The organism is Caproicibacterium argilliputei (genome assembly GCF_029211325.2).
Classification (GTDB): domain Bacteria; phylum Bacillota; class Clostridia; order Oscillospirales; family Acutalibacteraceae; genus Caproicibacterium; species Caproicibacterium argilliputei.
The window spans coordinates 931,803-952,786 of sequence record NZ_CP135996.1 but is presented as its reverse complement, the minus strand read 5'-3'; the positions used below and the strand labels follow the sequence as shown (position 1 = coordinate 952,786).

The window sequence follows — 20,984 nt, the reverse complement described above, 5'->3', positions numbered from 1 at the left end:
GTACATAAACTTTCTTTATACTAAAATCATTCCAAGCGGAAGTGCAAAGTGCTTCCGAACAAATCGCTTATAAGTTCCTGCGGTGCAGGATTTTATCATTCAACTCCTCCCTTTTCGCCGTGCCTTTCGCACGGCAAACGCTTACAAGCCCCCCGAACCGGGGATTTTCATAAAACTCTTTTTCATAATTTTTTCCTCTCTCTTTTTTCGCCGTGCCTTTCGCACGGCAAACGCTTACAAGCCCCCCCGAACCGGGGATTTTCATAAAACTCTTTTTCATAATTTTTTCCTCTCTCTTTTTTCGCCGTGCCTTTCGCACGGCAAACGCTTACAAGCCCCCCGAACCGGGGATTTTCATAAAACTCTTTTTCATAATTTTTTCCTCTCTCTTTTCGCCGTGCCTTTCGCACGGCAAACGCTTACAAGCCCCCCGAATCGGGGATTTTCATAAACACTTTTTTTCATAATTTTTTCCTCTCTCTTTTTTCGCCGTGCCTTTTGCACGGCAAACGCTTACAAGCTCCCCGAATCGGGGATTTTCATAAAACTCTTTTTTTCATTATCTTTCTCCTCCTTTCGCCGTGCTTTTTGCACGGCAAACGCCCACAACGCCCCGCCAACGGGGATTTTCATAAACACTTTTTTTCATAAAACTCTCCTTTCAAAAAACAGCCTTCCGCGAAGAAGGCTGTTTTTTCTATATTTTTGTCATTTATATCGTGCATTTTATGCAAATATATAGTATAATCAATCTGATGAAATCCTAAACTTGTTTCAAAAGCAGAAAGGGGCCTTTTTCCTATGTCACATCGTATTATTTCCATCAGCAGACAGTTCGGCAGCGGAGGGCATGAAATCAGTCAAAAGCTTGCGCAGGCACTCTGCCTGCCGGCATACGACAAAGATCTGATTACCCGTGCGGCACAGGAAAGTGGCCTGAGCACAGACGTTCTGGCTCCGGTGGACGAGCAGTACGACCACATCTTGGATGATGGAAGGGCAACACCGAGCGTAGGGCTTTCCACCAGCGACACGCTTTTTCTGGCGCAGACAAAAATCATCCGTCGGCTGGCGCGGCAGGAAGACTGCATCATTGTGGGCCGCTGCTCCGATGTGATTCTGCTGGAAGAGGATGTGCAGCTGCTGCGCGTCTTTATTCATGCACCGCTTCAGGAACGCATTGCGCGTATTCAGCGCGTGCGCCAACTGACCACGCAGGAGGCGGAGCGGCTCATCCGCAGCAGCGACAAGCAGCGCCGTACATATTACAGCTATTACACAGATACACAATGGGGCATTCAGGACAACTACGACGTTTCTCTGAACAGCGCCTACTGGGGCATCGAAAAGTGCGTGGATCTGCTGACGGAAGCCATACAGATTCTGTAACAAAACGTAAAACAGCGCCAAGAGCAGTCCCATTTCTGCTCTTGGCGCTGTTTTTATGGGTTTTCCAGTGCCAGCAAGGCAGCACCCAGAGCGCCGCACAGCTGGTGCTCCGGCACCACACGCAGCGGTGCGCCCAGCTTCTCTGAGATTGCCTTCACCACGCCGCGGTTGGCCGCAACGCCGCCGGTCATCATGAAGCGTTCCTGCGGATTCACCCGCGCCGCCAGCGACACCGCCTTCGCCGCCACCGCGTTGTTTAAGCCATGCACAATATCTGCCGTTGACTTGCTCTGCGCGACCAGAGAAACGACCTCGCTCTCCGCGAAAACCGTGCACATACTGCTGATGGAAATTTCCTCTTTCCAGTGCAGCCCGCAGTTGCTCATTTCCTCCATAGAAAGCTCCAGCACACGCGCCATCATCTCCAGAAAACGACCGGTACCCGCAGCGCACTTATCATTCATCACAAAGGTTTTGACCGCGCCGGTATCGTCCAGTCGAATCGCCTTGCTGTCCTGTCCACCGATATCAATAATCGTTCGTACGGAAGAATCCAGATAAAAAGCGCCCTTGGCATGGCAGGTGATTTCGGTCACATCGCGCCCGCCGGTGCCCAGGTAAGCTCGTCCGTAACCGGTGGCAACCACTTCATCCAGTTGGCCGCGCTCCAAATTTGCCTGGCGCAGAGCCTGCTCCAGCGCATTGTGCGCGCTGACTGCGGCACGTGCGCCGGTCGGCACAATGGAGCTGCCGGCAATCTTTCCCGAAGCATCCAAAATGACAACGTTCGTCGTGGTAGAACCGCTGTCAATGCCTGCCGTACAGCGGCCTTGCGATGCAAAGGAAATCGGCGCCCGATGCTGCTTTTGCTGCGGCAGACTTTCCGCGAAAGCCTGCACGCGCGTGCGCAGCTGTCCCTCCGCGCCGCTGGTGCCGTCTGTTTCCAGCTTCAGCATGGGCAGACGGGCGTGCGCCTGCAGCTGCGCATACTCAAAGCCGTAGTAATCGCAGAATTTGACCGTGTGGTACAGGATTCCCCGCAGCTGCGGGTCCTCTGTCAGGGAACGCCGCTGTGCCGTTTCCGTCATACGCATACAGGGAATTTGTTCCAGCAGCGCACCGGCGTACCACTCTAAAAATGCATTCAGATTGTCAGTCTGCGGCGGCTGCGGCAAAAGGCGGCTGCCCACACACGTCAGATCCCGCACCGGAAAGGGCAGCTCTTTTTGCAGCATCTGCAGCAGCGCATCATGGGAGCGTGCCCCCAGCAGCGCAAGGTACGGTTCCTGCGGCAGTGCTTCCCTGTCGGCAAAAGCCGCGCGGCAGGCTTCCAAATCAAATGCCTTGCCAAAATGTGCAGCCAGCGCATCCACCAGCCGGTGCAGCTCCGCTGCGTAACGGCTGCGCGCGCAGGGACCGTCCGCGTGCGGCAGATCCAGCACAAATAGAAAGGCATCCTCCCCCTGCGCCGCCGCCAGCACATCGCCCGTGCGCCGCATGGCATCACAGCAAGTGGTCAGAACCAGATTTTTGACGTGTTGCTCCCGGCAGGTCTGCAGCAGCGCACGGGCATAGCTGCACAGGTTCCGGTGGCTCAGCCGGTCTGCTTCCTCAAAATTTTCCACAGTGGGATTCAGCTTGACCGCTGTTTCCCCGAAACCGGCAAAAAGCTCCGCCGGTACATATTTACAGGTGTACGCTATCATGTTTTCCCTCCAGCAGTTCCAAAAACGCCTGCATCCGCGTGGTCATCTGCCCCGGCGGGCAGTTGGAGCGGTCACAGCCGTCGCCGTCCAGCACCAATGTCGGAAAGCCCGCCGCCTCCAGCTGCGCGCGCGCCAGCTGTGCCGCCCCGCCAGTGTGGTGGCAGCCCCAGTGACAGAACCAGACAACGCCGTCCGGATGCAGTTCTTTCGCCTTTGTCAGCACCGCGTCAATGCGCCGCTGCGCAGGGCCGTTGAGGTTGTTTTCTACCAGCCGCCGCGCCATCGCCCGCCATGGGTCGCTGAAATCGGTAACCGCCGGCGCGTCAAAGCAAACATCGTTTGCAAGAATCTGGCACTGCGGATTAAAGTCCAGCAGGTCGATCATCGCGGTGTCCAGATGCGGCAGTGTGTGCACCCACAGAAGCCGGACTTCCTTGCCCCTTGCGGGCGCGTCCTCTGCCCCCTGTAAAATGCCCTGCGCAAACCGCAGCGCTTCCGGCGAACCGAGCAGAACGTGCAGGGCAAAAACTGCGTACATTTCCGACGTCATTTCATCCGGCATTGATTTTTGAGCACGTACTTTCAGGTACGCCTGATACGCAGCAAGCGTCTGCCCGCTGCGCTGCACCGCCTGCCGCAGGGCAGTTTCGTCCAGCGGTTTTCCCAGCAGGCTGCTCATTTTCGCGCCGCAGTCCCGCAGCTGCTCCGCCACATAGGTAACCGCCGCTTCGTCCTGCCCATTCGGTACATCCAGCACAAAATGCGGCACCCCGTAAAATTTCGCCAGCCTGCGGAACGACAGCGTGTTTGCATCGCAGACAAAGGTTGTATTGAAAATGAACCGCGGTTTCGGCAGCACGCCGGTTTCGGCAGCACCCAGCAAAATTTTGTGGTACGAGCAGAAGGTCTCGGGAATCCCGCGCTTTTCCACCGCGTCAATGAAGCCGCGCTCCGCACCCGCACCGGAAAGGTAAGCGGAAAGCGCCTCTGGAAACATTGGCGCCATGCCGAACGTTTGCAACAGCTCACACGGCGTAAACAGACTGACCATCACGCTCTGCTGCGGATGTACAAACGGACGGATAATCACGTCGTTGCACACGGAAGCAAGTTCCAAACGCGCCGGCGTTGTTTTCTTAAAAACGTGCCTGCCTGCCCAACCGTTCAGACGATAAGCGGTGGTAAGCAGACCGCGCGCAAGCTTCGGTCGCTGTTCCAACTGACGGTCTACGATGCGGCCAAACTTTTCAACTGCTGCATTCATTTCGGTTTCCTTCTCTTTCCAATCAGAATCATCCGCCATCTGCCTATCAAACAGGATGGGTATTCTTCACATCTTTAGACAATCCGCAGGCATAGCGGTACATTTTTCGGCGCATTACGGCATTTCCCGCAGAAAATCCGCATAGGAGGCGGCTATCATCTGCAAATCGCGCACGCTGGCTTCCGCATCTCCCGGAATCTCCAACGAATGATTAGCACCCGGAAACAGACCAAACCGCACGCCGGAAATTCCCAGGAACTGCCTGCGCACAGAATCCGGCACCCACGGGTCGGCGGTGCCGCAGGAAGCATAGCAGGGGTGCGCCGCCAGGTACGGCAGGGATGCCTCCAGCGGCGTCAGAAAGAACTGGTGTACCCGCAGGCGCAGCGCACGCTCCACCGCACCTGCTGCCACCGTACCGAAACTTTTGCTAAAGAAGAAAAGCTCCCGATATGCGTGTCGGCACAGCACTTCTCCCAGTGTATCCTGCACCATTGGCAAAACCTGCGTCAGCGTCTGCCGAACCGCTTTGTTCAGGTCCGATTCCCCGCGCTTGAGTGAAACGGAATAGGAAAGCGGCAGCACATCGCAGCCATTCTGCTCCGCCATGCGGCGGGCATAATACAGCAGCGGCCGGTCGCAGGTATAGCCGGTGCCCGGAAACAGCACCGCCAGCTTTTCCCCTCCCTTTTCCGGCACAGGGTGCAGCGCTTCGCGCACAGCGAGCTGCTTGTGCAGGACACAGACCGCCTCAGAAGCCGCGTATTCCTTGTTCCTAATTGTGGACATCCGTTCATTCCTCTCTTCCACCCTGTAAAATCTGCATATTCTATGGCAGTATTATAGCACAGTTCCTGCCGAAAAGGAAACTGCCCTGCAGCGCTGCACAAACAGCAGCCGCAGGGCAGTTGTCAGAAAGTATCCGGCAAAGCCGGCTTCTGTTTTATTTTTTCAGTTTCCAAATCAGGTCATTCCAAGTGAGCTCCTTGCGCAGCTCTTCAATCTTGGTTTCCGCGCCGATGTGGATGAACTCGATGTCCATGATTTCCGCAAAATCGCGCAGGTCTTCCGCCGTCAGATCATAGCTGATGACGCTGTGATGCGCGCCACCGGCGTAAATCCACGCTTCCGCGCTGGTTTCAAGGCTCGGCAGAGGCTTCCAAAGCACGCCGGCAACCGGCAGCTTCGGCATTTCGTGCTCCTGTGTCTGGCACTCGACGTCATTGACAATCATGCGGAAACGGTCGCCCATGTCCACAATGGTTGCCAGAACCGCCGAGCCGCTTTTCGCCTTAAAGGTCAGGCGGGCGGGGTCCTCCCGGTCGCCGATGCCCAGCGGATGCACTTCGATTTTCGGCTTGGTGGCCGCAACCGAGGGGCAGACCTCCAGCATATGGCTGCCCATATTCATGCCACAGGCCGGGTCAAAGTTGTAAGTATAGTCTTCCATAAAGGCAGTGCCGCCCTTGCAGTCCGCCGTCATCTTCTTCATCACACGGCACAGGGCAGCGGTTTTCCAATCGCCCTCGCCTGCAAAGCCGTAGCCCTGGCGCATAAGATCCTGCGCAGCCAGACCCGGCAGCTGGCGCAGCTGCTGCAGATCTTCAAAATTGGTGTGGAACGCATTGTAGCCGCGCTGCTCCATAAACTTTTTGAGTGCTGCTTCCTCGCGTGCCTGATACCGAACAGAATCCAGATTCTCAGTTGCCATGTCGTACAGCTCGCCGTAAGACGCCATCTGTGCGTTAATTTCATCCTCGGTGACAGCTTCGACCTCGCGGATAATGTCCCCCACGCCATAGTAATCCACCGTCCACCCCAAGCGGATGGCTGCCTCGATTTTGTCGCCGTCTGTCACTGCGACATTGCGCATATTGTCGCCGATGCGCAGAACGCGGACGCGGCGGCTTTCAAAGGCGCCGACCGCGGCGCGCATCCAGCCTGCCATGCGCCGCCGGGTTTTTTCCTCTTTCCACCAGCCGGAAATGACTTTCTGCTGCAGGCGCATCCGTGCGGTGATGTAGCCGTGCTCGCGGTCGCCGTGGGCGGACTGGTTCAGGTTCATAAAGTCCATGTCAATGTCGTTCCACGGAATGTCGCGGTTGTACTGGGTGTTCAGGTGCAAAAGCGGCTTCTGCAGTGCTTCAAAGCCGGGAATCCACATTTTGCTTGGGGAGAAGGTGTGCATCCAGGTGATAACACCGGCGCACTTAGGGTCGTTGTTTGCCGCGGTGAGCGTATCCAGAATCTCCTTTGCATTGCGCACCACCGGCTTCCAAACCAGTGTGCAGGGAATGGCCGCATCCTGATTCCATGCATCGACCATCTCGCGGCTGTGCGCGTCAACGGTTTTCAGCACTTCCGGCCCATAAAGGTCCTGACTGCCAACCACGAACCAAAACTCATATTGCTTTAAATCTGCCATAAAGAACACTCCTTTTTTGCTTTTTCGCACAAAATCTGACCGTACAACAACACAAAACCGACCGAAATTCATGCCGCTGTGCCGTGCTGTAGAAAAAATTTCCGCGCTTAAAAAGTCAAATTGTTTATGATTTGATTGCCCCTATTTATTTTTCTATGCACAATATAGCATTCCCGCAAAGAGATGTCAATACAAATTTTCATAAATTTCTTGATTCGTCTGTACATCATGTGCTAGAGCTGCCGGTGTGTGTCCGTTTCTTCCCCTGTTTTCGCTTGCGTAAATTTGGATTTTGTGGCATATTATAAGGGCAGAGAGAAAAGAGAGAGCAGAATCCGCAAGGAGGATGAAATTGATGAACAGAAAGTCCCAGCCGCTTCGCTTTCGCAAAGACGGCACATTCCGTATCATGCAGGTAGCTGACATACAGGAAAGCCCCTTGGTGTGCGGAGATTCCATTGCCTTTCTGCGCGCTGCGCTGCGCCGGGCGCAGCCAGATCTGGTTATCTTTACCGGTGACCAGTTAAAAGGCTACAGCCCTTACTTCCATATGCCCGGCGGAAAACTAAAAATCGGCGCCACTCTGCATAAAATTCTGGCGCCGCTGACCCAGCAGCACGTGCCGTTCGTGGTCACATTCGGCAATCATGACGCCCAGGCGGGTCTTTCCAACCGCCAGCAGATGTACTACTACCTGCAGTATCCGGAATGCCTGAATCCGGTGCACGACCCGGAAAACTGCGGGACAAGCTGCCTGACCGTTTCCGGGCAGGACGGCAGTCCCGTCTTTGCGCTTTATGTGATTGACTCCAACCCCGAACGGTTTGCGCCGGTGAAACCTGAACAGCTCGCGTGCTACCGCAGCACACGCGACCGGCTGAAAGCAGAAAACGGCGGTGTCTGCCTGCCGGCACTGGTGTTTCAACACATTCCCGTACCGGAATTCTATGAACTGCTGAAAGAAGTGCCCAAAGGCACCCCGCACGCTGTGCCTGCCTTCGGCAGCCGCAGGGGGCGCTTCTACGCACTGGATGAAGCCAAAGTGCTGGGCGGTACGCTGGGCGAAGCCCCCTGTGTGCCCGCATTCAACTCTGGCGAACTGAGCGTGCTGACCGAAGCCGGTGACGTGCTGGGGCTGTACGTCGGGCACGACCACCGCAATTCTTTCCGTGGCCGCCTGCACGGCATCGACGTCGGCTACTCCCCCTGCTGTGGGTTTAACACTTACGGTCCCGGCCCCGACCGGGCAGTCCGCCTCTTTACCCTGCATGAGGCAGAACCGCGCCGGTATGAAACCCATCTACTGCGGTATCATGAGCTGTTCGGGCACAAGGTTTCGCACCCCGCCCGCGACCTGCTGCTGGACCGCTTCCCTGCTACGCCGGAAGAAATGCTGCCGATTCTCCTCAAAACCGCAGCCGTCACAGGCAGTCTGGCATACCTGCTGCATAAGGATAAAAACCGGCGCAGCTGATAAACCGCAAATAAAAAGTTCCGTCTGCTTTTTAACAAAACAGACGGAACTTTTTCTAATTCATTTTGCTTTATGCAGATTGAAAAGAGAATCGGCCATCAAAAATCGACTTTTTCCTGCAGCCACGCATCCAGCTCCTCAATCTTTAAGCGCTCCTGCGCCATGGTGTCGCGGTCGCGCACGGTCACGCAGCCGTCTTCTGAGCTGTCAAAATCATAGGTAATGCAGAACGGCGTGCCGATTTCATCCTGACGGCGGTAACGCTTGCCGATTGAGCCGGTTTCATCGTAATCGATCATGAAGTGCTTGGAAAGCTTCGCGTAAATTTCTTTGGCAGGCTCCCCCAGTTTTTTAGAAAGCGGCAGCACGGCAGCTTTATACGGCGCCAGTGCCGGGTGCAGATGCAGCACCACACGAGTGTCCTTCTTCGCCTCATCCACAATTTCCTCATCATAGGCATCGCACAGGAACGCCAGCGTCACACGGTCTGCGCCCAGCGACGGTTCAATGACATAAGGAATGTAGTGCTCGTTGGCTTCCTGGTCAAAGTACGTCAGATCCTTGCCGCTGTGCTCCTGATGGCGCGAAAGGTCGTAATTGGTGCGGTCTGCAATGCCCCAAAGCTCGCCCCAGCCGAACGGGAACAGATACTCAATGTCCGTGGTGGCTTTGGAGTAGAAAGACAGTTCCTCCGGACGGTGGTCGCGCAGCCGCAGGTTCTCTTTGGTCAGCCCAAGTTCATACAGCCAGTTTTCGCAGAAGTCCTTCCAGTATTTAAACCATTCCAGATCGGTATCCGGCTTGCAGAAAAACTCGCACTCCATCTGCTCAAATTCGCGGGTACGGAACGTGAAGTTGCCAGGCGTAATCTCATTGCGGAAGCTTTTGCCGACCTGACAGATACCGAACGGCAGCTTTCTGCGGGTGGTGCGCTGCACATTCTGGAAGTTGACAAAAATACCCTGTGCGGTTTCCGGACGCAGATACACGGTATTTTTTGCATCCTCGGTCACACCCTGAAAGGTTTTAAACATCAGGTTAAACTGGCGGATATCCGTGAAGTTTTCGCTGCCGCAGTTCGGGCACTTGATGTGGTGCTCCTTGATGAACGCCATCATTTTCTCGTTGCTCCAGCCGTCTGCGCTTTCGCCGGTAAAGTCCTCAATGAGCTTGTCCGCGCGGTGACGGGTCTTGCAATCCTTGCAGTCCATCAGTGGGTCGGAAAAGCCGCCGACGTGACCGGTTGCCACCCAGACTTCCGGATTCATCAGAATGGCAGAGTCCAGCCCTACATTATAGGTGCTTTCCTGCACAAATTTCTTCATCCATGCTTTTTTGACGTTGTTCTTCAATTCCACACCCAAAGGGCCGTAATCCCAAGTGTTGGAAAGTCCCCCGTAAATCTCACTGCCGCTGTAAATGAACCCGCGGTTCTTGCACAGGGAAACAATCGTATCCATCGTTTTTTCAGTTGCTTTCATCATTTTTTCCTCCAGCTCGGACGCTAGTCCGCTTTCTTACGAAATGTAATCAGTTTGCTGACCATCCAGTTCAGCACAATCTCAACGACGTTGGAAATCAGCTTCCACAGCACATTGGACTGGCCCAGTGTTTTGACAAATACCTTAATCAGGATTTCCCCGATCACCAGTGTCAGCACTCTGCCCCCTGTAAATGTGCCCAGTTCATACAGAACCGCCGTCCATGTTTTCGTTTTACTTTCAAAGACATACTTTTTGTTTGTAACAAATGCAAACAGCATCCCCACAACCCATGCAAGGAAATACGCCAGGTTGACATCCATGCGCAGTGCTTCGGTCAAAAGAAAATAAACGGCAAGGTTCAGACCCGTTGTCAGCGCGCCAAACACGATGTACAGAATCATTTCTTTAGAGGTACAGTAAGTCCACAGGGCTTTGCATTTTTCTTTCATGCTGCTTCCTTTCCCGATTTCGTGGTATGTATATTAGTTTACCATTCCAGTGGACACCTTTCAAGAAAAGTTTCTAAAATTTTCTCTGAAATCTGTGTGAACATCCATCTTGACTTTACCGCCGAAATTTTATATAATACTAAGTATTGTAATTTCGAGGTGTAGCGCAGTTGGTAGCGCGCATGGTTTGGGACCATGATGTCGCAGGTTCAAGTCCTGTCACCTCGACCAACAAGCAGAGTCCGGACGCAATCGCGTTCAGACTCTTTTTTCTTTATATCGCTCCCGCAACGCGCGCTTAAAGCCGCATCTATTTTGACCGCATGACACATGGAAAAGGCCGCCGACTTTCTGCCGGCAGCCTTTTGTGATGCCAAAAGCATACACCAGGTGGTGCTCAAATCATCATTTTCCCCTCCTCTTTTAGCAGCTTATTCTTTACAAACCCGGCGCACAAAAAAACGGACCGCTGCAGCAGAAAATGTCTGCGGCGGTCCGTTTTTGATACAGGATTCAGTTCAGCAGCTGCCGGACGGCTTTTTCTAAAGCGGCGTTCTGACAGTCCGCAAAGAAATACGACGCAAAGCGCGAGCCAGCCAAAGCCCCGCGCACCAAGTTCCGGTCCAGATTCGATAGAATCTGCGTGAAGTCGGCATAGGTAACCGCCTGCACCTGATCCAAAATCTTTTTATTCCGCTGCTCCGGCTCTGCACGCTCCCGTGGGTAGCCCTGACCGCCCTGCTCGCGGAAAAGCTCTTGGAAAATATATTGCAGGTTCAGCTCGCCGCCCCAACCAAACCCTTTGGCAAACGGAATGGCAACGGCATTGCCATCGTTGATCTGTGCAAAGGTATAAGCGTCCAGCGGGTCTTCGATATGCCCGCAGATGACACCCGGAAAGGCATTGCAGGCAAGCATGGCTCCCTCCCCGGTACCACAGCCGGTGACCACATAATCCGCCGCACCGGCGTTCAGCAGCACCGCCGCCAGAATGCCCGCCTGCACATAAGTCAGCTGCGCCGAATCTTCTGCCGTGTACATTCCGTAATTCCGCACCGTGTGCCCCAGCGGCTCCACCGCTGTGCGCAGAGCCACTTCGATAATCGGATTTTTTGCTGCCTGGCTGTTTTCGTTAATCAATGCAATTCTCATGAAACGCGCCCCTTTCCCATCGTTTCCGTTACTTCGGCTGGCGGCCGAGATACGCAAGAATGCCGCCGTCCACATATAAAATCTGTCCATTCACAAAGTCTGAAGCGGAAGACGCCAGAAACACCGCCGGTCCAATCAAATCTTCCGGTGTGCCCCAGCGTCCCTCCGGTGTCTTGGCGCAGATAAAGGCATCAAACGGATGCGGGCTGCCGTCCGGCTGGCGCTCCCGCAGCGGCGCCGTCTGCGGTGTGGCAATGTACCCCGGCCCAATGCCGTTGCACTGAATGTGGTACGGGCCGTACTCCGATGCAATGTTCTTCGTCAGCATCTTCAGCCCGCCTTTCGCCGCCGCATATGCAGACACCGTTTCCCGTCCCAGCTCACTCATCATCGAGCAGAGATTGATAATCTTTCCGTGCTGCCGCTGCATCATGCTGGGCAGCACCGCTTTAGAAACCAGAAACGGCGCCGTCAGGTCAATGTCCACGACCTCGCGAAATTCCTCCGCCGTCATCTGCGTCATGGGAATCCGCTTGATGATGCCGGCATTGTTCACCAGAATCTCCACCGGCCCCAGTTCCTGTTCCACCGTGTGCACCAGCTTCTGCACCTGCGCCTCATCGGTCACGTCGCACAAATAGCCGCAGGCATCAATCCCCTTGGCGTGATACGCCGCCAGCGCCTTGTCCAGATGTGCCTGACTGCGGCAATTAAACGCAATTTTTGCACCCGCCGCCGCGAACCCCTCCGCAATAGCGAAACCGATGCCGTAAGCCGCACCGGTGACCAACGCTACCTTTCCCTGCAGAGAGAAGCTTGCTGAAATTTCCATTTTTTACACTCCTTTCACCACAAAAAGATTTCCCGATTCAAAATGCGCAGAATCCCCTCCAAAAAGAAGTAATCCGCATAAATCAGCTTTTGCTGCGCAGGATCCCCGTGATACTCCACTTTCCCGTACCCGACAATGCCGTCGCTTTCCAGGTTCCAGTCACAGCAGCGCTCCGCCGCGGCGTGCAGCAGTCGCAGCGCGCCCTGCCGGTAAAGTGTGGATTCCTCAGGCGGCACCTGCTGCGCAAGCTCCAACAGACCGCACGCGGCGCAGGCACCTGCGGACGCATCAAACAGCTGCGGCTTTTCCGGTGCGCGAAAATCACACAAGGGCAGGTAATCCGTTCGTGCCGCATTGGCAAGGAAATAATGGGCGGCGCGCTTGGCAGCGTCCAAATATCGCACCCGATGCGTATGCAGATAGCTGATGACAAAGCCGTAAACCGCCCACGCCTGCCCGCGCGACCACGCGGAGCCTGCGGCAAAGCCCTGCCCGCCCGGCGTTTCCAGCAAACTGCCGTCAGCAGGGTTTAAAACGGCAATGTGGCAGCAGGAACCATCCGGACGCATCAGCTTTTCCAAGGCCGTGTCCGCGTGTGCGCACGCCGCCGCGGCGAAGCGCGGGTCATCCTGCTCACTGCCTGCCCAATACAGCAGCGAAAGATTCATCAGGCAGTCGATAATCATCCACCCGGGGCGATGCCCGTTCCACGCGCAAAGGTACCTGCCCTGCGCGTTGTAGCGGCTCAGCAGCAGGCTGGCAGCGTGCTCCCCGCGCACCAACGAACGGGGGCTGCCGGTCATTCGGTAATCCGCCACTGCGGTCGGCATCCACAAGAAGCCGACATCATGATCCAAATTCCGGTATTCGCAGAGTGCGCGATCCAACTGCTCCTCCACCGCTTCTGCCGAAGCACGATAGCACGCTTCGCCGGTGGCGTGATACATCTGCCAGAGGATGCCGCCCCAAAAGCCATTGGTCCACCAAGCAATGTTTTCCTGCGCCAAATCCGCTGCATACCGCCCGCCGACTGCCTCATAGGGAATGCGCCCCTGCAGCCGTTCGCACTCCGCACGCAGCTTGGGCGCCGTCTTTTGAAAAATCTGCTCTGCCCAGTCCCTTTCCTCCTGTGTAAAAATATTTTGCATTGCTGCTCCCCCTTAAAAATAGGACACCTGCGTGCGCAGTTCCTGACTGCCTGTTTTTATGGTGTACACCGCCATGGGAATCACGGTCTTCGGCGCGGTCAGGTTGGTATTCGGGTCCGGCACCAGCACTTCGCCGGTGCCGCCGCTGAGCGATTCAACCCGGCAAAAACCATCCGGGCAGCAAGCCTCTGCCGCACTGTTTTTTGCAGAGCGAGTGCAGGGCAACCGGTCATCCGCTGAAACGGCAAAGCCGCAATCGTAGGCTTTGCAGGCAAAGCGGCTGTTGATTCGGTGCACCCGCAGGTGGCCGGTTTCATTCGGTATCAGCGTTGTTTCCACATCAATGCCCGCAAAGGGCGACCAACGCACAGTAATGCCGCTTTCTGTCACGGAAGCGCCGGGCAGGCTGATTTCCCGCACGAAAATATGGCCGAACACCTCAAAAGCCAGCATACTGTCCGGCGCTGCCTCATGCAGGGTTACAGAGGAGCGGGAAATGCTGAAGGAGCGTTTTGCCGAATAGGCAAACTTCGCGTACTTTTCAACGGTGTGGCTGTGTCCGTCCGATTTGGTTCGTCCGGGCACCAGCGCAACCGCGTCCCCGCCGCCGTGCTGCAGGATCATGTTGGCATTCGCCAAAAACTTCTGCTGCTCCAGTTGTGGGAAAGGCGCGGCTTCTGCCTGCCAGAACGGGTGGTCATCCGGCAGCGCCAAAAACGCCAGTCCTTTGAGCGCCCAGTACGGGGAGCCGGGAGCATTGTAGCTTTCCGACATCTGCAGGTTCGGGTAAGCGTACCCAATGGAGAGTACGCCCGCATTGTCAAAAATCGGCTGTGAGAACCACCACGCCAGATGCCGCACCAGAATCCCCTTGACCACCGTCAGCGGCAGAACTTCCACACCGGCGAGCAGGCTGACGGAAAAGAACGCCGCCTGCGCGAACCGGTAGGTCATGGAGCGCCCAAAGCAGATGGAGGGGCCGTCTGCAGAAAACCAATAAAGATAGTCCTTTCCAAACGCCATGGCGCGCTCGCGGAAGCGGCGGCAGCGCGCCGGTTCCTCCGCTTCCATAAACATGGCGTACAGCATTCCGTACGTCACCATGACAAACGGATTGTAGTAATCCTTATCGCCACCGTTGCCGTCCCGGTACCAGCCGCCACGGTCGTAGTAATCCTCCAACATGGCAAGGCCGGACTCCATGCGCTCCTTGCTGTAAGGGCGGCCGCATTTGTACAGCGCCAGGTTGGTAAGGATTGCAAACCACTGCCAGTTGCAAGCACAGCATTCGTGGCGGTTAATCTCCCACAGCCACGCAGTCAGGTTCTGCTTTTCCTGCTCGGAAAGCGGATTCCAGACCTGCTCCGGCGCCAGCAGCATCCCATACGCAACCGCCGCCATCTCGCAAAATTTTTGGTCATAATCCCGGCAGGTATGCCAGTAATCCGGGTGTGCCGGATCTGCCCCTGCTGCAAGGCCGCGCCGGTAAATATTTGCAAATTCCGGTTCCTCTCCGCCGCCCGCCCAAAAGGGCACCAGCCCCCACAGCGGCCGCGCAAACGACTCCATGGGAATGCTGTCATTTTCATAGTGTGTACTGGTAACCCCCAGGTACAGGCGCGCGCCGCTTTCGCTGTAAAACGGTTTAAGCGGCTCCAGAATATCCAGCAGCGCCTGCTGCGCGCGGGCTTTGCCGGAAAAATCCGCTTCCGTAAAGGTTCGCTGTTTCCACATGATAAACTCCTCCTTCAGGCCGCAGGTGCGGCTCACGTTTCCTGTGCGAAGAACTGCACAGACGGCGTACTAAGAATGCCGGTGCGGCGGAACTGCCACGTATCGCTCCATTGCCCGCCGCGCGTGCGCCATGAATCCGGCCCCATGTAGCGGTACGCGCGGTCAAACAAATGCAGCGGGCCAAACTGATTGAAACGGTTGCCAAACAGCGTCAGCAGCAACTGGTGCTGTCCTGCGCAAAGGGTGCTGCTTTCCCAGTGGTAAGGCGGCAAAAACACCTGTGCCGCGCTTCCGCCGTCCATGGAAACGGTCACCAGGTGACCGCGATAATGCGGAACCTCCACCAGAATTCGTCCGGCGGCAGGCAGTGTCAGCGGCACACGGTACGTCACATTTCCGCCGTAAAAAGGCAGTCCCTGCGGCACAAAGTCACCGAATGCCAGCTTGGAAACCGGCGCGGTCACCACCGCCTGCGCACCGGCCGCACGCACTCCGAAACCGCCGAGCAGGTACAGCCACTCCAGGTCGGTCTGCCGCCCAAACGGAAGCTCGACCTCCAGTACAGTCTTCCCCGGCGGCAGCGGCGGCAGCGGTACGGTGCGAATGGCGTGATCCACCCACCAGCCGTTCGGCAGCACCGGCTGCTCCTGTCCGTTCCAGAAAATGCGCGCGCCCTCCGGCTGCTCCAGGGTCAGCAGCGGATGCGGCACCTGCACCTCGCTGTGCAGGAAAAACCGCAGCCGCACCCGGTGCACAGCCGATTCCTTTGGCACAGTCCACGGCTGCGGGCTGGAATCTGTGCGCTGCGGCAGGGAAAGCCGGCGGCGCAGGCAGGCGTCAATCCGCAGAATCTCCGTCGATTCTTGGTAATCGCTGCCGTCCAACGCATATGCGGCTGTATCCAAAAGCAGACAGTTTGGTTCTTCCAAATGCACCGGAACGCTCTGCGGAATCCGCAGGGTTATCCCCTGCGCTTGCACAGCCTGCTGCTGCCCGGTAGCTTTTTGCAAAGGTTTCTCCGCAGGAAGCAGGCGCAGCAGCAGGCTGTCGTACGCATAGGCGTTCCATTCCCAAGTGGTAGTTTGCTCGCTCGAACGACAAATGGGCATCGGGCTGACCGCGCCGGTCATGGTATCCCAACGCTGTGCACGCCACCGCCCCTGCAGCGTAATCTGCACAGTCTGCGGCTGTGTGGTATCAAGATTTTCGGGTTCCCGCCCATGTGCCAAAAACAGCCACCGCTGTGCGCCGTCCTGCCGCAGCTGATACAGCAGGTTTTCTGTCAGGCGTCCGTCCGCTCCGCGCAAAGTGACCTCGCGCACCGGCGACACCGCCTCCAGTACGTGCTGCCGGTCAAGCGGCAGCACCGAACAGCCCGCAGCCAATGCAGCCGGGCGCGCATCCGGCCGGGCATCCACACAAGCAGGCACCTGCCCCAAAAAGCAAAGCGTACCGCCGGCGTGCTGAAACGCCTCCAGGCGCTCCAGTGTGGTGTGCCGCAGCGTCAAGCAGGCAGGTACCAGCACCAAGTCGTACTGCATCTTTCCCACCTGCAGCGGCGCACCCCCGTGCGGACAAAGTTCCGGCAGCAAGGCTTCGTCCAAAAAATCGAAGTCGATACCGCCGAACAGCAGCCATTGGGTCAGCTGCTGAAAGTTCCAGTCCATCTGCTCGCGCAGCAGCGCGGTCTGCTGCTGCGGGCCGTACAGCATCCAGAAGCTTTCCAGCGGATGCACCACCGCCACACGCACCACCGGACGGCCGCGGGTCAGCGCCTGCGCCACCCGTGCAAAGTGTTCCTCCAAACCGCGGTACTCGCGCCACCACGGCGACTGGTAGTTGATGCTGGCGGGATAGTCCCGCTTGCTCTCCCCCGCCATGCCCGCCCACGCGAGGTGCAGCACCCGCCGGGTGACGCCCAGCGCCGCCTGCCAGTCGCCGTGCAGCTTATGCTTGCGAAAATCAAAGTCCCAGCCGGTTGCCCCATACGTTTCACTGACCATGCCCGGTTTGCCCGCTTGGTTTTTGACCGAAGCGCACTGTTTGGCGGTGGTAAACTCAAAGTTTCCGCACAGCATATCAATGCCCGGCAGGCCGAAATGCGGGTAGCACCGCATCGCGTCACCGGTTGCGGCAGTCTGGCTTTGCAGGGTCGGTTCCTCCATCAGATGGCCGGTCAGCAACAGGCTGTGCGCCCTGCACCAGCTGCCATAGGGCTGCAGAAAGCCTCTGGCAAAACGGTCTGCCAAATGGTTGTGCCAACGCCAGCGCGCCGCCGCAGAAGCGCCCTCCGGCGCTTCCCAAAGCAACAGCGGCAGATCCTCCCAAAGGTCGGCGCCGTATGCCTGCCGGTAGGTTTCCGGTAAATCGTCCGTCCACGGCAGGGTCACGTCCTCCTTTGCAAACGGCCCGGAAAGGCTCAGGCAGCGCGGCATCTGCGGTTCGTCACAGAAAATGGCAGGCACCGCTTTGCCAAACCGCGTGCCAAGCAGCGCTTCATAGTACGGATGGGTTGCGGTGAGGAATGCCTGCACCGCCTTCGGATTCAGGGTATCAATATATGTATTGCCGTTGTACCACCCCTCCGGCGCCTGCGTTTCCAAATATGCATACCAGACGGTGCCGCCCTGCGCGGACTCCCCCGTTTTCATGCGGCGCGCGCGTTTCAGCAAACCGTCCGGTGTCAGGAAAATCTCATACCGGCACAGAAGGCTGCCGTTTTCTGTACGGGCATTGCCGGCGCGCGAATACGGCAGCGGCGGCAGGGGTGCGGTATCCCCCCCATAGGGCATCTGCGTCAGCAGCAAATGCCGGCTGCGCAGCGCGGGATCCGCCGTCACCCGGCCGCCCGCCGCACCGGAGGGCCAGCGGTCTTCGTCATAAAGCCAGGTTTCCATGCCCAGCGACTCCCCCAGCTGCTCGCACCGGTGCACATCCTCCAGAAATTCCGGTCCCAGATAAGGGGTGTCCAGCCCGGTGCGCACATGAATACAGAACCCGCCGAAGCCCATCTGGTCAAAATCGCGCACCTGCTCCAGCAGAATCGGCAGGTTCAGCCTGCAGTTCCATGCAAAAAACGGAACACTGCGACAGGCAGACGGCGGCGTCTGGAATGCTTCCGCGGTCAATGCCTCCTGTTTTTCCTCTGCATTCATGTTGCTGCTCCTCCCGCAGGTACCGCGGATTTGTCAAAGAAGTCCGGAAAGCTGTGCCAGCGCTCGCGGAAGTAATACGCCGCCATCTTGGGTCGGCGGTCCCGCGTGAAAATGCCCTTGCGGTTGCCGCCAACGCGCATGGGTCCCTGAATGGTTGCAAAATCCGCAAAGTTCCACGCCTGCTCCCCGATGACAAACGGGAAGCGGTCCAGTACGGCGTTTTGTCTGCGGTAAAACTCCACTTGAAATTCTTCCGTAAACATTTCCGGTACGACACCATGCAGACCCGCCATGGTGTCCGCACCATATTCCGTAAGCATCACCGGCTTGCCCTGCTTCGCCCAAAACTGCATTTCCATATCTAAGGCGTAGCAGGCAGCGTCCAGATCGCCGGGCAGGTTGTACCAACCGTAGTAGCGGTTCAGGCAGACCACGTCCATGGTTCGGGTCGTCAAATCTTTTTCATAATGATTCTGGCAGCACACCATGGTCACCGGCCGATTCTGGGGGTCACAGCTGTGCGCCAAGTCATACAGCTGTGTCCAGTAAGCGCGCGCTGCCTCCGGAAAATGCTCGGTGTCCGGCTCATTGCCAAGCGACCACAGTACCACACAGGGGTGGTTTTTGTCACGCGCAATCATTTGCTGCAGCATTTCCCGGTGATGCTCCGCAATCTGCAAATGCGTATACGGGTTTTGCCCCCCGCCCATGCCGATGCCGACCGCCGGCGTTTCGTCAATCACCACAATCCCCTCGCGGTCACAGAGCGCATACATTTCCTCCGCATAGGGATAGTGGCTGGTGCGGAAAGAATTGGCGCCAATCCAGTGCAGCAGGTTCACATCCTTCACGTTCAGGCACTCATCCAGACCGCGTCCGTGAAAAGCCGAGTCCTCATGCTTGCCGAAGCCTTTCCAGTAAAACGGCTTGCCGTTAATCAGGAAGCGGGTTCCGTCCACCTGCACGGTGCGCACGCCGAACGTCTGCTCGTAACGGTCCTCACCGAAACGTATACACGCCGTGTAAAGATACGCCTTGCCGGGCCACCACAGGTGCGGCTGCATAATGTGCAGCGTTCCCTCTGCACCCTGCGCCTGCGCAACGGTTTTGCCCTGTTCATCCAGAACGGTCACTTCTATGGAACCGGTTCCAACCGTGGCAACACGATACGCGACCTCTGCCTGACCATCCCGCAGTTCCGGCACCAGCGTCACATCAGAAATGTACGCAGGCGGTGTGCTGTACAGCACCACTGGGCGGTGCAAACCGGCGTAATTGAAGAAATCGAAATTCGGCAGATTCTGCTCGGCGCGGTGTGCCTTGGCTGCCTCCACACTCGGAATGCCCGGGTTGTCAGAGCCAAAAAACGCGGTGCCGCCTTCGTTGCCGACCGGCAGCGTCGTGGAATCCACGCGGTTGTTGACCGCCACCGTCAGCAGCGCCGGTCTGCCGCAAGTAAGCCGGTCGGTCACCTCGGCTTCAAACGGCAGAAAGCCGCCGCGGTGCTCGCAGAGCAGCCTGCCGTCCAGCCAAACCTTTGCCGCGTGCGCCGCCGCGCCAAAGCGCAGTACCAGCCGCTGCCCCTGCCAGAAAGCAGGCACGCAGATGCTGCGCTGATACACCGCCCAACCGCAATGGCTGCGGTACGCGGCCAAATCCTTCTGGTCATTGTAAGAAGCCGGCACGGCAATCGGCTCTGCCGCCTGCAGCGGCTTGTCCCGCCAGGCTTCCGGGGACTCTTCCGAAGCCAGCAAACGGAAATTCCAGACGCCGGACAGCTCCAACCGGCCGCGCGCCCCATTTTCTTGCGGATACAGCAAAAAGAAAACCTCCTTTTTTAAACACAGAAAGGCGATGCCGGCCGCAAAAAGCCGCGCCGTATCGCCATTTCGGGTCAGCCTTTCAGGCCGCTCGTCGCAATTCCCTGTACAAAATACTTTTGCAGGGATAAAAATACAATCAGCACCGGAATTAATACTACCACAGATCCGGCCATAATCAAGCCGTACTCGGTAGAATATTGCGAAATAAACATCCGCAGACCAATCTGAATGGTTTTTTTGCTCTCGGTGGTCAGATAAATGAGTGGGCCGAGAAAATCATTCCAGGTATTCACAAAGGTAAAAATCGTCAGTGTGGAAAGTGCGGACTTGGAAAGCGGAAGCATCACCTTTGCCCAGATGCCGTACTCCGAAAGCCCGTCAATCCGCGCCGCTTCGCACAGCTCATCCGGCACGCCGTCGTAAAACTGCCGCATCAGGAACACCCCGAACGCCGTAAACGCCTGCAGCAGAATGATGGCCCATGGGCTGTCGTTCAGGCGCCACGAGCGCAGCATGATGAACTGCGGAACCATGTAGCTCTGCCACGGAACGGCAATGGTCGCGATATACATGACGAACAGTGCGTCGCGTCCGGGAAAGCGCAGCTTTGCAAACGCATATGCCGCAAAGCTGGATGTGAACAGCTGCAGCAGGGTAACAATCACGGTAATGAACGCTGTGTTGCCGATAAAGCGAAGCAACGGAATCTGCTTCCAAATATTGATATAATTTTCCGGATGCGGGTCCTGCGGAATCCACTGAATCGGAAACGTAAACACATCTTTATTCAGCTTAAAGGAAGCGCTGAGCATCCAGGCGAAAGGAACCAGCATGACCAGTGCCAAAAGCACCAGCACCACATACATCATGATTTTTCCAACTGTGACCCTGCGGTGCACTGCGCCCGCCAGGGCCGCCTCACTGGGAACTGCCATTTGTCAATCGTCTC

General features: G+C 56.8%; 16 protein-coding genes and 1 tRNA gene. 3 read left to right on the top strand and 14 right to left on the bottom strand.

Going from position 1 to position 20,984, the window contains the following annotated elements; genetic code table 11:
- Positions 1-67 precede the first annotated feature (67 nt).
- Positions 68-280, bottom strand: coding sequence for a hypothetical protein (locus PXC00_RS04500; protein WP_316935109.1), 213 nt, complete (start codon positions 278-280; stop codon positions 68-70).
- Between the two features lie 521 nt (positions 281-801).
- Between PXC00_RS04500 and PXC00_RS04495 the strand changes: the two genes are divergently transcribed.
- The gene (locus PXC00_RS04495) at positions 802-1,389 is read left to right on the top strand and encodes a cytidylate kinase-like family protein (protein WP_275844366.1); all 588 of its coding nucleotides are present in this window, start codon (positions 802-804) and stop codon (positions 1,387-1,389) included.
- A 53-nt stretch (positions 1,390-1,442) separates the two neighbouring features.
- Here the strand turns inward: PXC00_RS04495 and PXC00_RS04490 are convergent, their stop codons facing one another.
- The 4 genes from PXC00_RS04490 to araA form a co-directional block, all read right to left on the bottom strand.
- Positions 1,443-3,095 (bottom strand): acyl-CoA dehydratase activase, encoded by a 1,653-nt coding sequence (locus PXC00_RS04490; protein ID WP_275844365.1) that lies wholly within the window; start codon positions 3,093-3,095, stop codon positions 1,443-1,445.
- The gene (locus tag PXC00_RS04485) at positions 3,076-4,359 is read right to left on the bottom strand and encodes a 2-hydroxyacyl-CoA dehydratase subunit D (protein ID WP_316935108.1); all 1,284 of its coding nucleotides are present in this window, start codon (positions 4,357-4,359) and stop codon (positions 3,076-3,078) included. The genes PXC00_RS04490 and PXC00_RS04485 overlap by 20 nt, the downstream gene beginning before the upstream one ends.
- A 114-nt stretch (positions 4,360-4,473) precedes the next feature.
- Positions 4,474-5,148: a hypothetical protein gene (locus PXC00_RS04480; RefSeq protein WP_275844363.1), complete on the bottom strand. Its 675-nt coding sequence runs from the start codon at positions 5,146-5,148 to the stop codon at positions 4,474-4,476.
- Positions 5,149-5,302: 154 nt separating this feature from the next.
- The gene (gene araA, locus PXC00_RS04475; protein ID WP_275844362.1) at positions 5,303-6,784 is read right to left on the bottom strand and encodes an L-arabinose isomerase; all 1,482 of its coding nucleotides are present in this window, start codon (positions 6,782-6,784) and stop codon (positions 5,303-5,305) included.
- 355 nt (positions 6,785-7,139) lie between these two features.
- On the opposite strand from araA, the gene PXC00_RS04470 reads away from it, so the two are divergent.
- On the top strand, positions 7,140-8,258 hold the full coding sequence (locus PXC00_RS04470) for a metallophosphoesterase family protein (protein ID WP_275844361.1): 1,119 nt from the start codon (positions 7,140-7,142) through the stop codon (positions 8,256-8,258).
- Positions 8,259-8,356: 98 nt separating this feature from the next.
- Here PXC00_RS04470 and PXC00_RS04465 read toward each other — a convergent pair whose 3' ends face one another.
- On the bottom strand, positions 8,357-9,739 hold the full coding sequence (locus PXC00_RS04465) for a glycine--tRNA ligase (protein WP_275844471.1): 1,383 nt from the start codon (positions 9,737-9,739) through the stop codon (positions 8,357-8,359).
- A 23-nt stretch (positions 9,740-9,762) separates the two neighbouring features.
- Positions 9,763-10,191 (bottom strand): GtrA family protein, encoded by a 429-nt coding sequence (locus PXC00_RS04460; RefSeq protein ID WP_275844360.1) that lies wholly within the window; start codon positions 10,189-10,191, stop codon positions 9,763-9,765.
- Positions 10,192-10,346: 155 nt separating this feature from the next.
- Here PXC00_RS04460 and PXC00_RS04455 point away from each other — a divergent pair.
- Positions 10,347-10,422, top strand: a tRNA-Pro gene (locus PXC00_RS04455).
- Positions 10,423-10,704: 282 nt separating this feature from the next.
- On the opposite strand, the gene PXC00_RS04450 is transcribed toward PXC00_RS04455, so the two are convergent.
- From PXC00_RS04450 to PXC00_RS04420, 7 genes are all read right to left on the bottom strand, one after another.
- Positions 10,705-11,343, bottom strand: a complete 639-nt coding sequence (locus PXC00_RS04450) for an RpiB/LacA/LacB family sugar-phosphate isomerase (protein WP_275844358.1) — start codon at positions 11,341-11,343, stop codon at positions 10,705-10,707.
- 28 nt (positions 11,344-11,371) lie between these two features.
- Positions 11,372-12,175, bottom strand: coding sequence for a gluconate 5-dehydrogenase (locus PXC00_RS04445; protein ID WP_275844357.1), 804 nt, complete (start codon positions 12,173-12,175; stop codon positions 11,372-11,374).
- Between the two features lie 14 nt (positions 12,176-12,189).
- Positions 12,190-13,323 (bottom strand): glycoside hydrolase family 88 protein, encoded by a 1,134-nt coding sequence (locus PXC00_RS04440; protein ID WP_275844356.1) that lies wholly within the window; start codon positions 13,321-13,323, stop codon positions 12,190-12,192.
- Between the two features lie 12 nt (positions 13,324-13,335).
- On the bottom strand, positions 13,336-15,057 hold the full coding sequence (locus tag PXC00_RS04435) for a DUF2264 domain-containing protein (RefSeq protein ID WP_275844355.1): 1,722 nt from the start codon (positions 15,055-15,057) through the stop codon (positions 13,336-13,338).
- Positions 15,058-15,089: 32 nt separating this feature from the next.
- Positions 15,090-18,212 (bottom strand): glycosyl hydrolase family 2 protein, encoded by a 3,123-nt coding sequence (locus PXC00_RS04430; protein ID WP_275844354.1) that lies wholly within the window; start codon positions 18,210-18,212, stop codon positions 15,090-15,092.
- A complete protein-coding gene (uidA, locus tag PXC00_RS04425) occupies positions 18,209-20,032 on the bottom strand; it encodes a beta-glucuronidase (RefSeq protein WP_275844353.1) in 1,824 nt (607 codons plus the stop codon). Before uidA ends, PXC00_RS04430 begins: the two co-directional genes overlap by 4 nt.
- A gap of 74 nt (positions 20,033-20,106) precedes the next feature.
- Complete coding sequence (locus PXC00_RS04420; RefSeq protein ID WP_275844352.1) at positions 20,107-20,970, bottom strand: carbohydrate ABC transporter permease; 864 nt, start codon at positions 20,968-20,970, stop codon at positions 20,107-20,109.
- Positions 20,971-20,984: the final 14 nt, after the last annotated feature.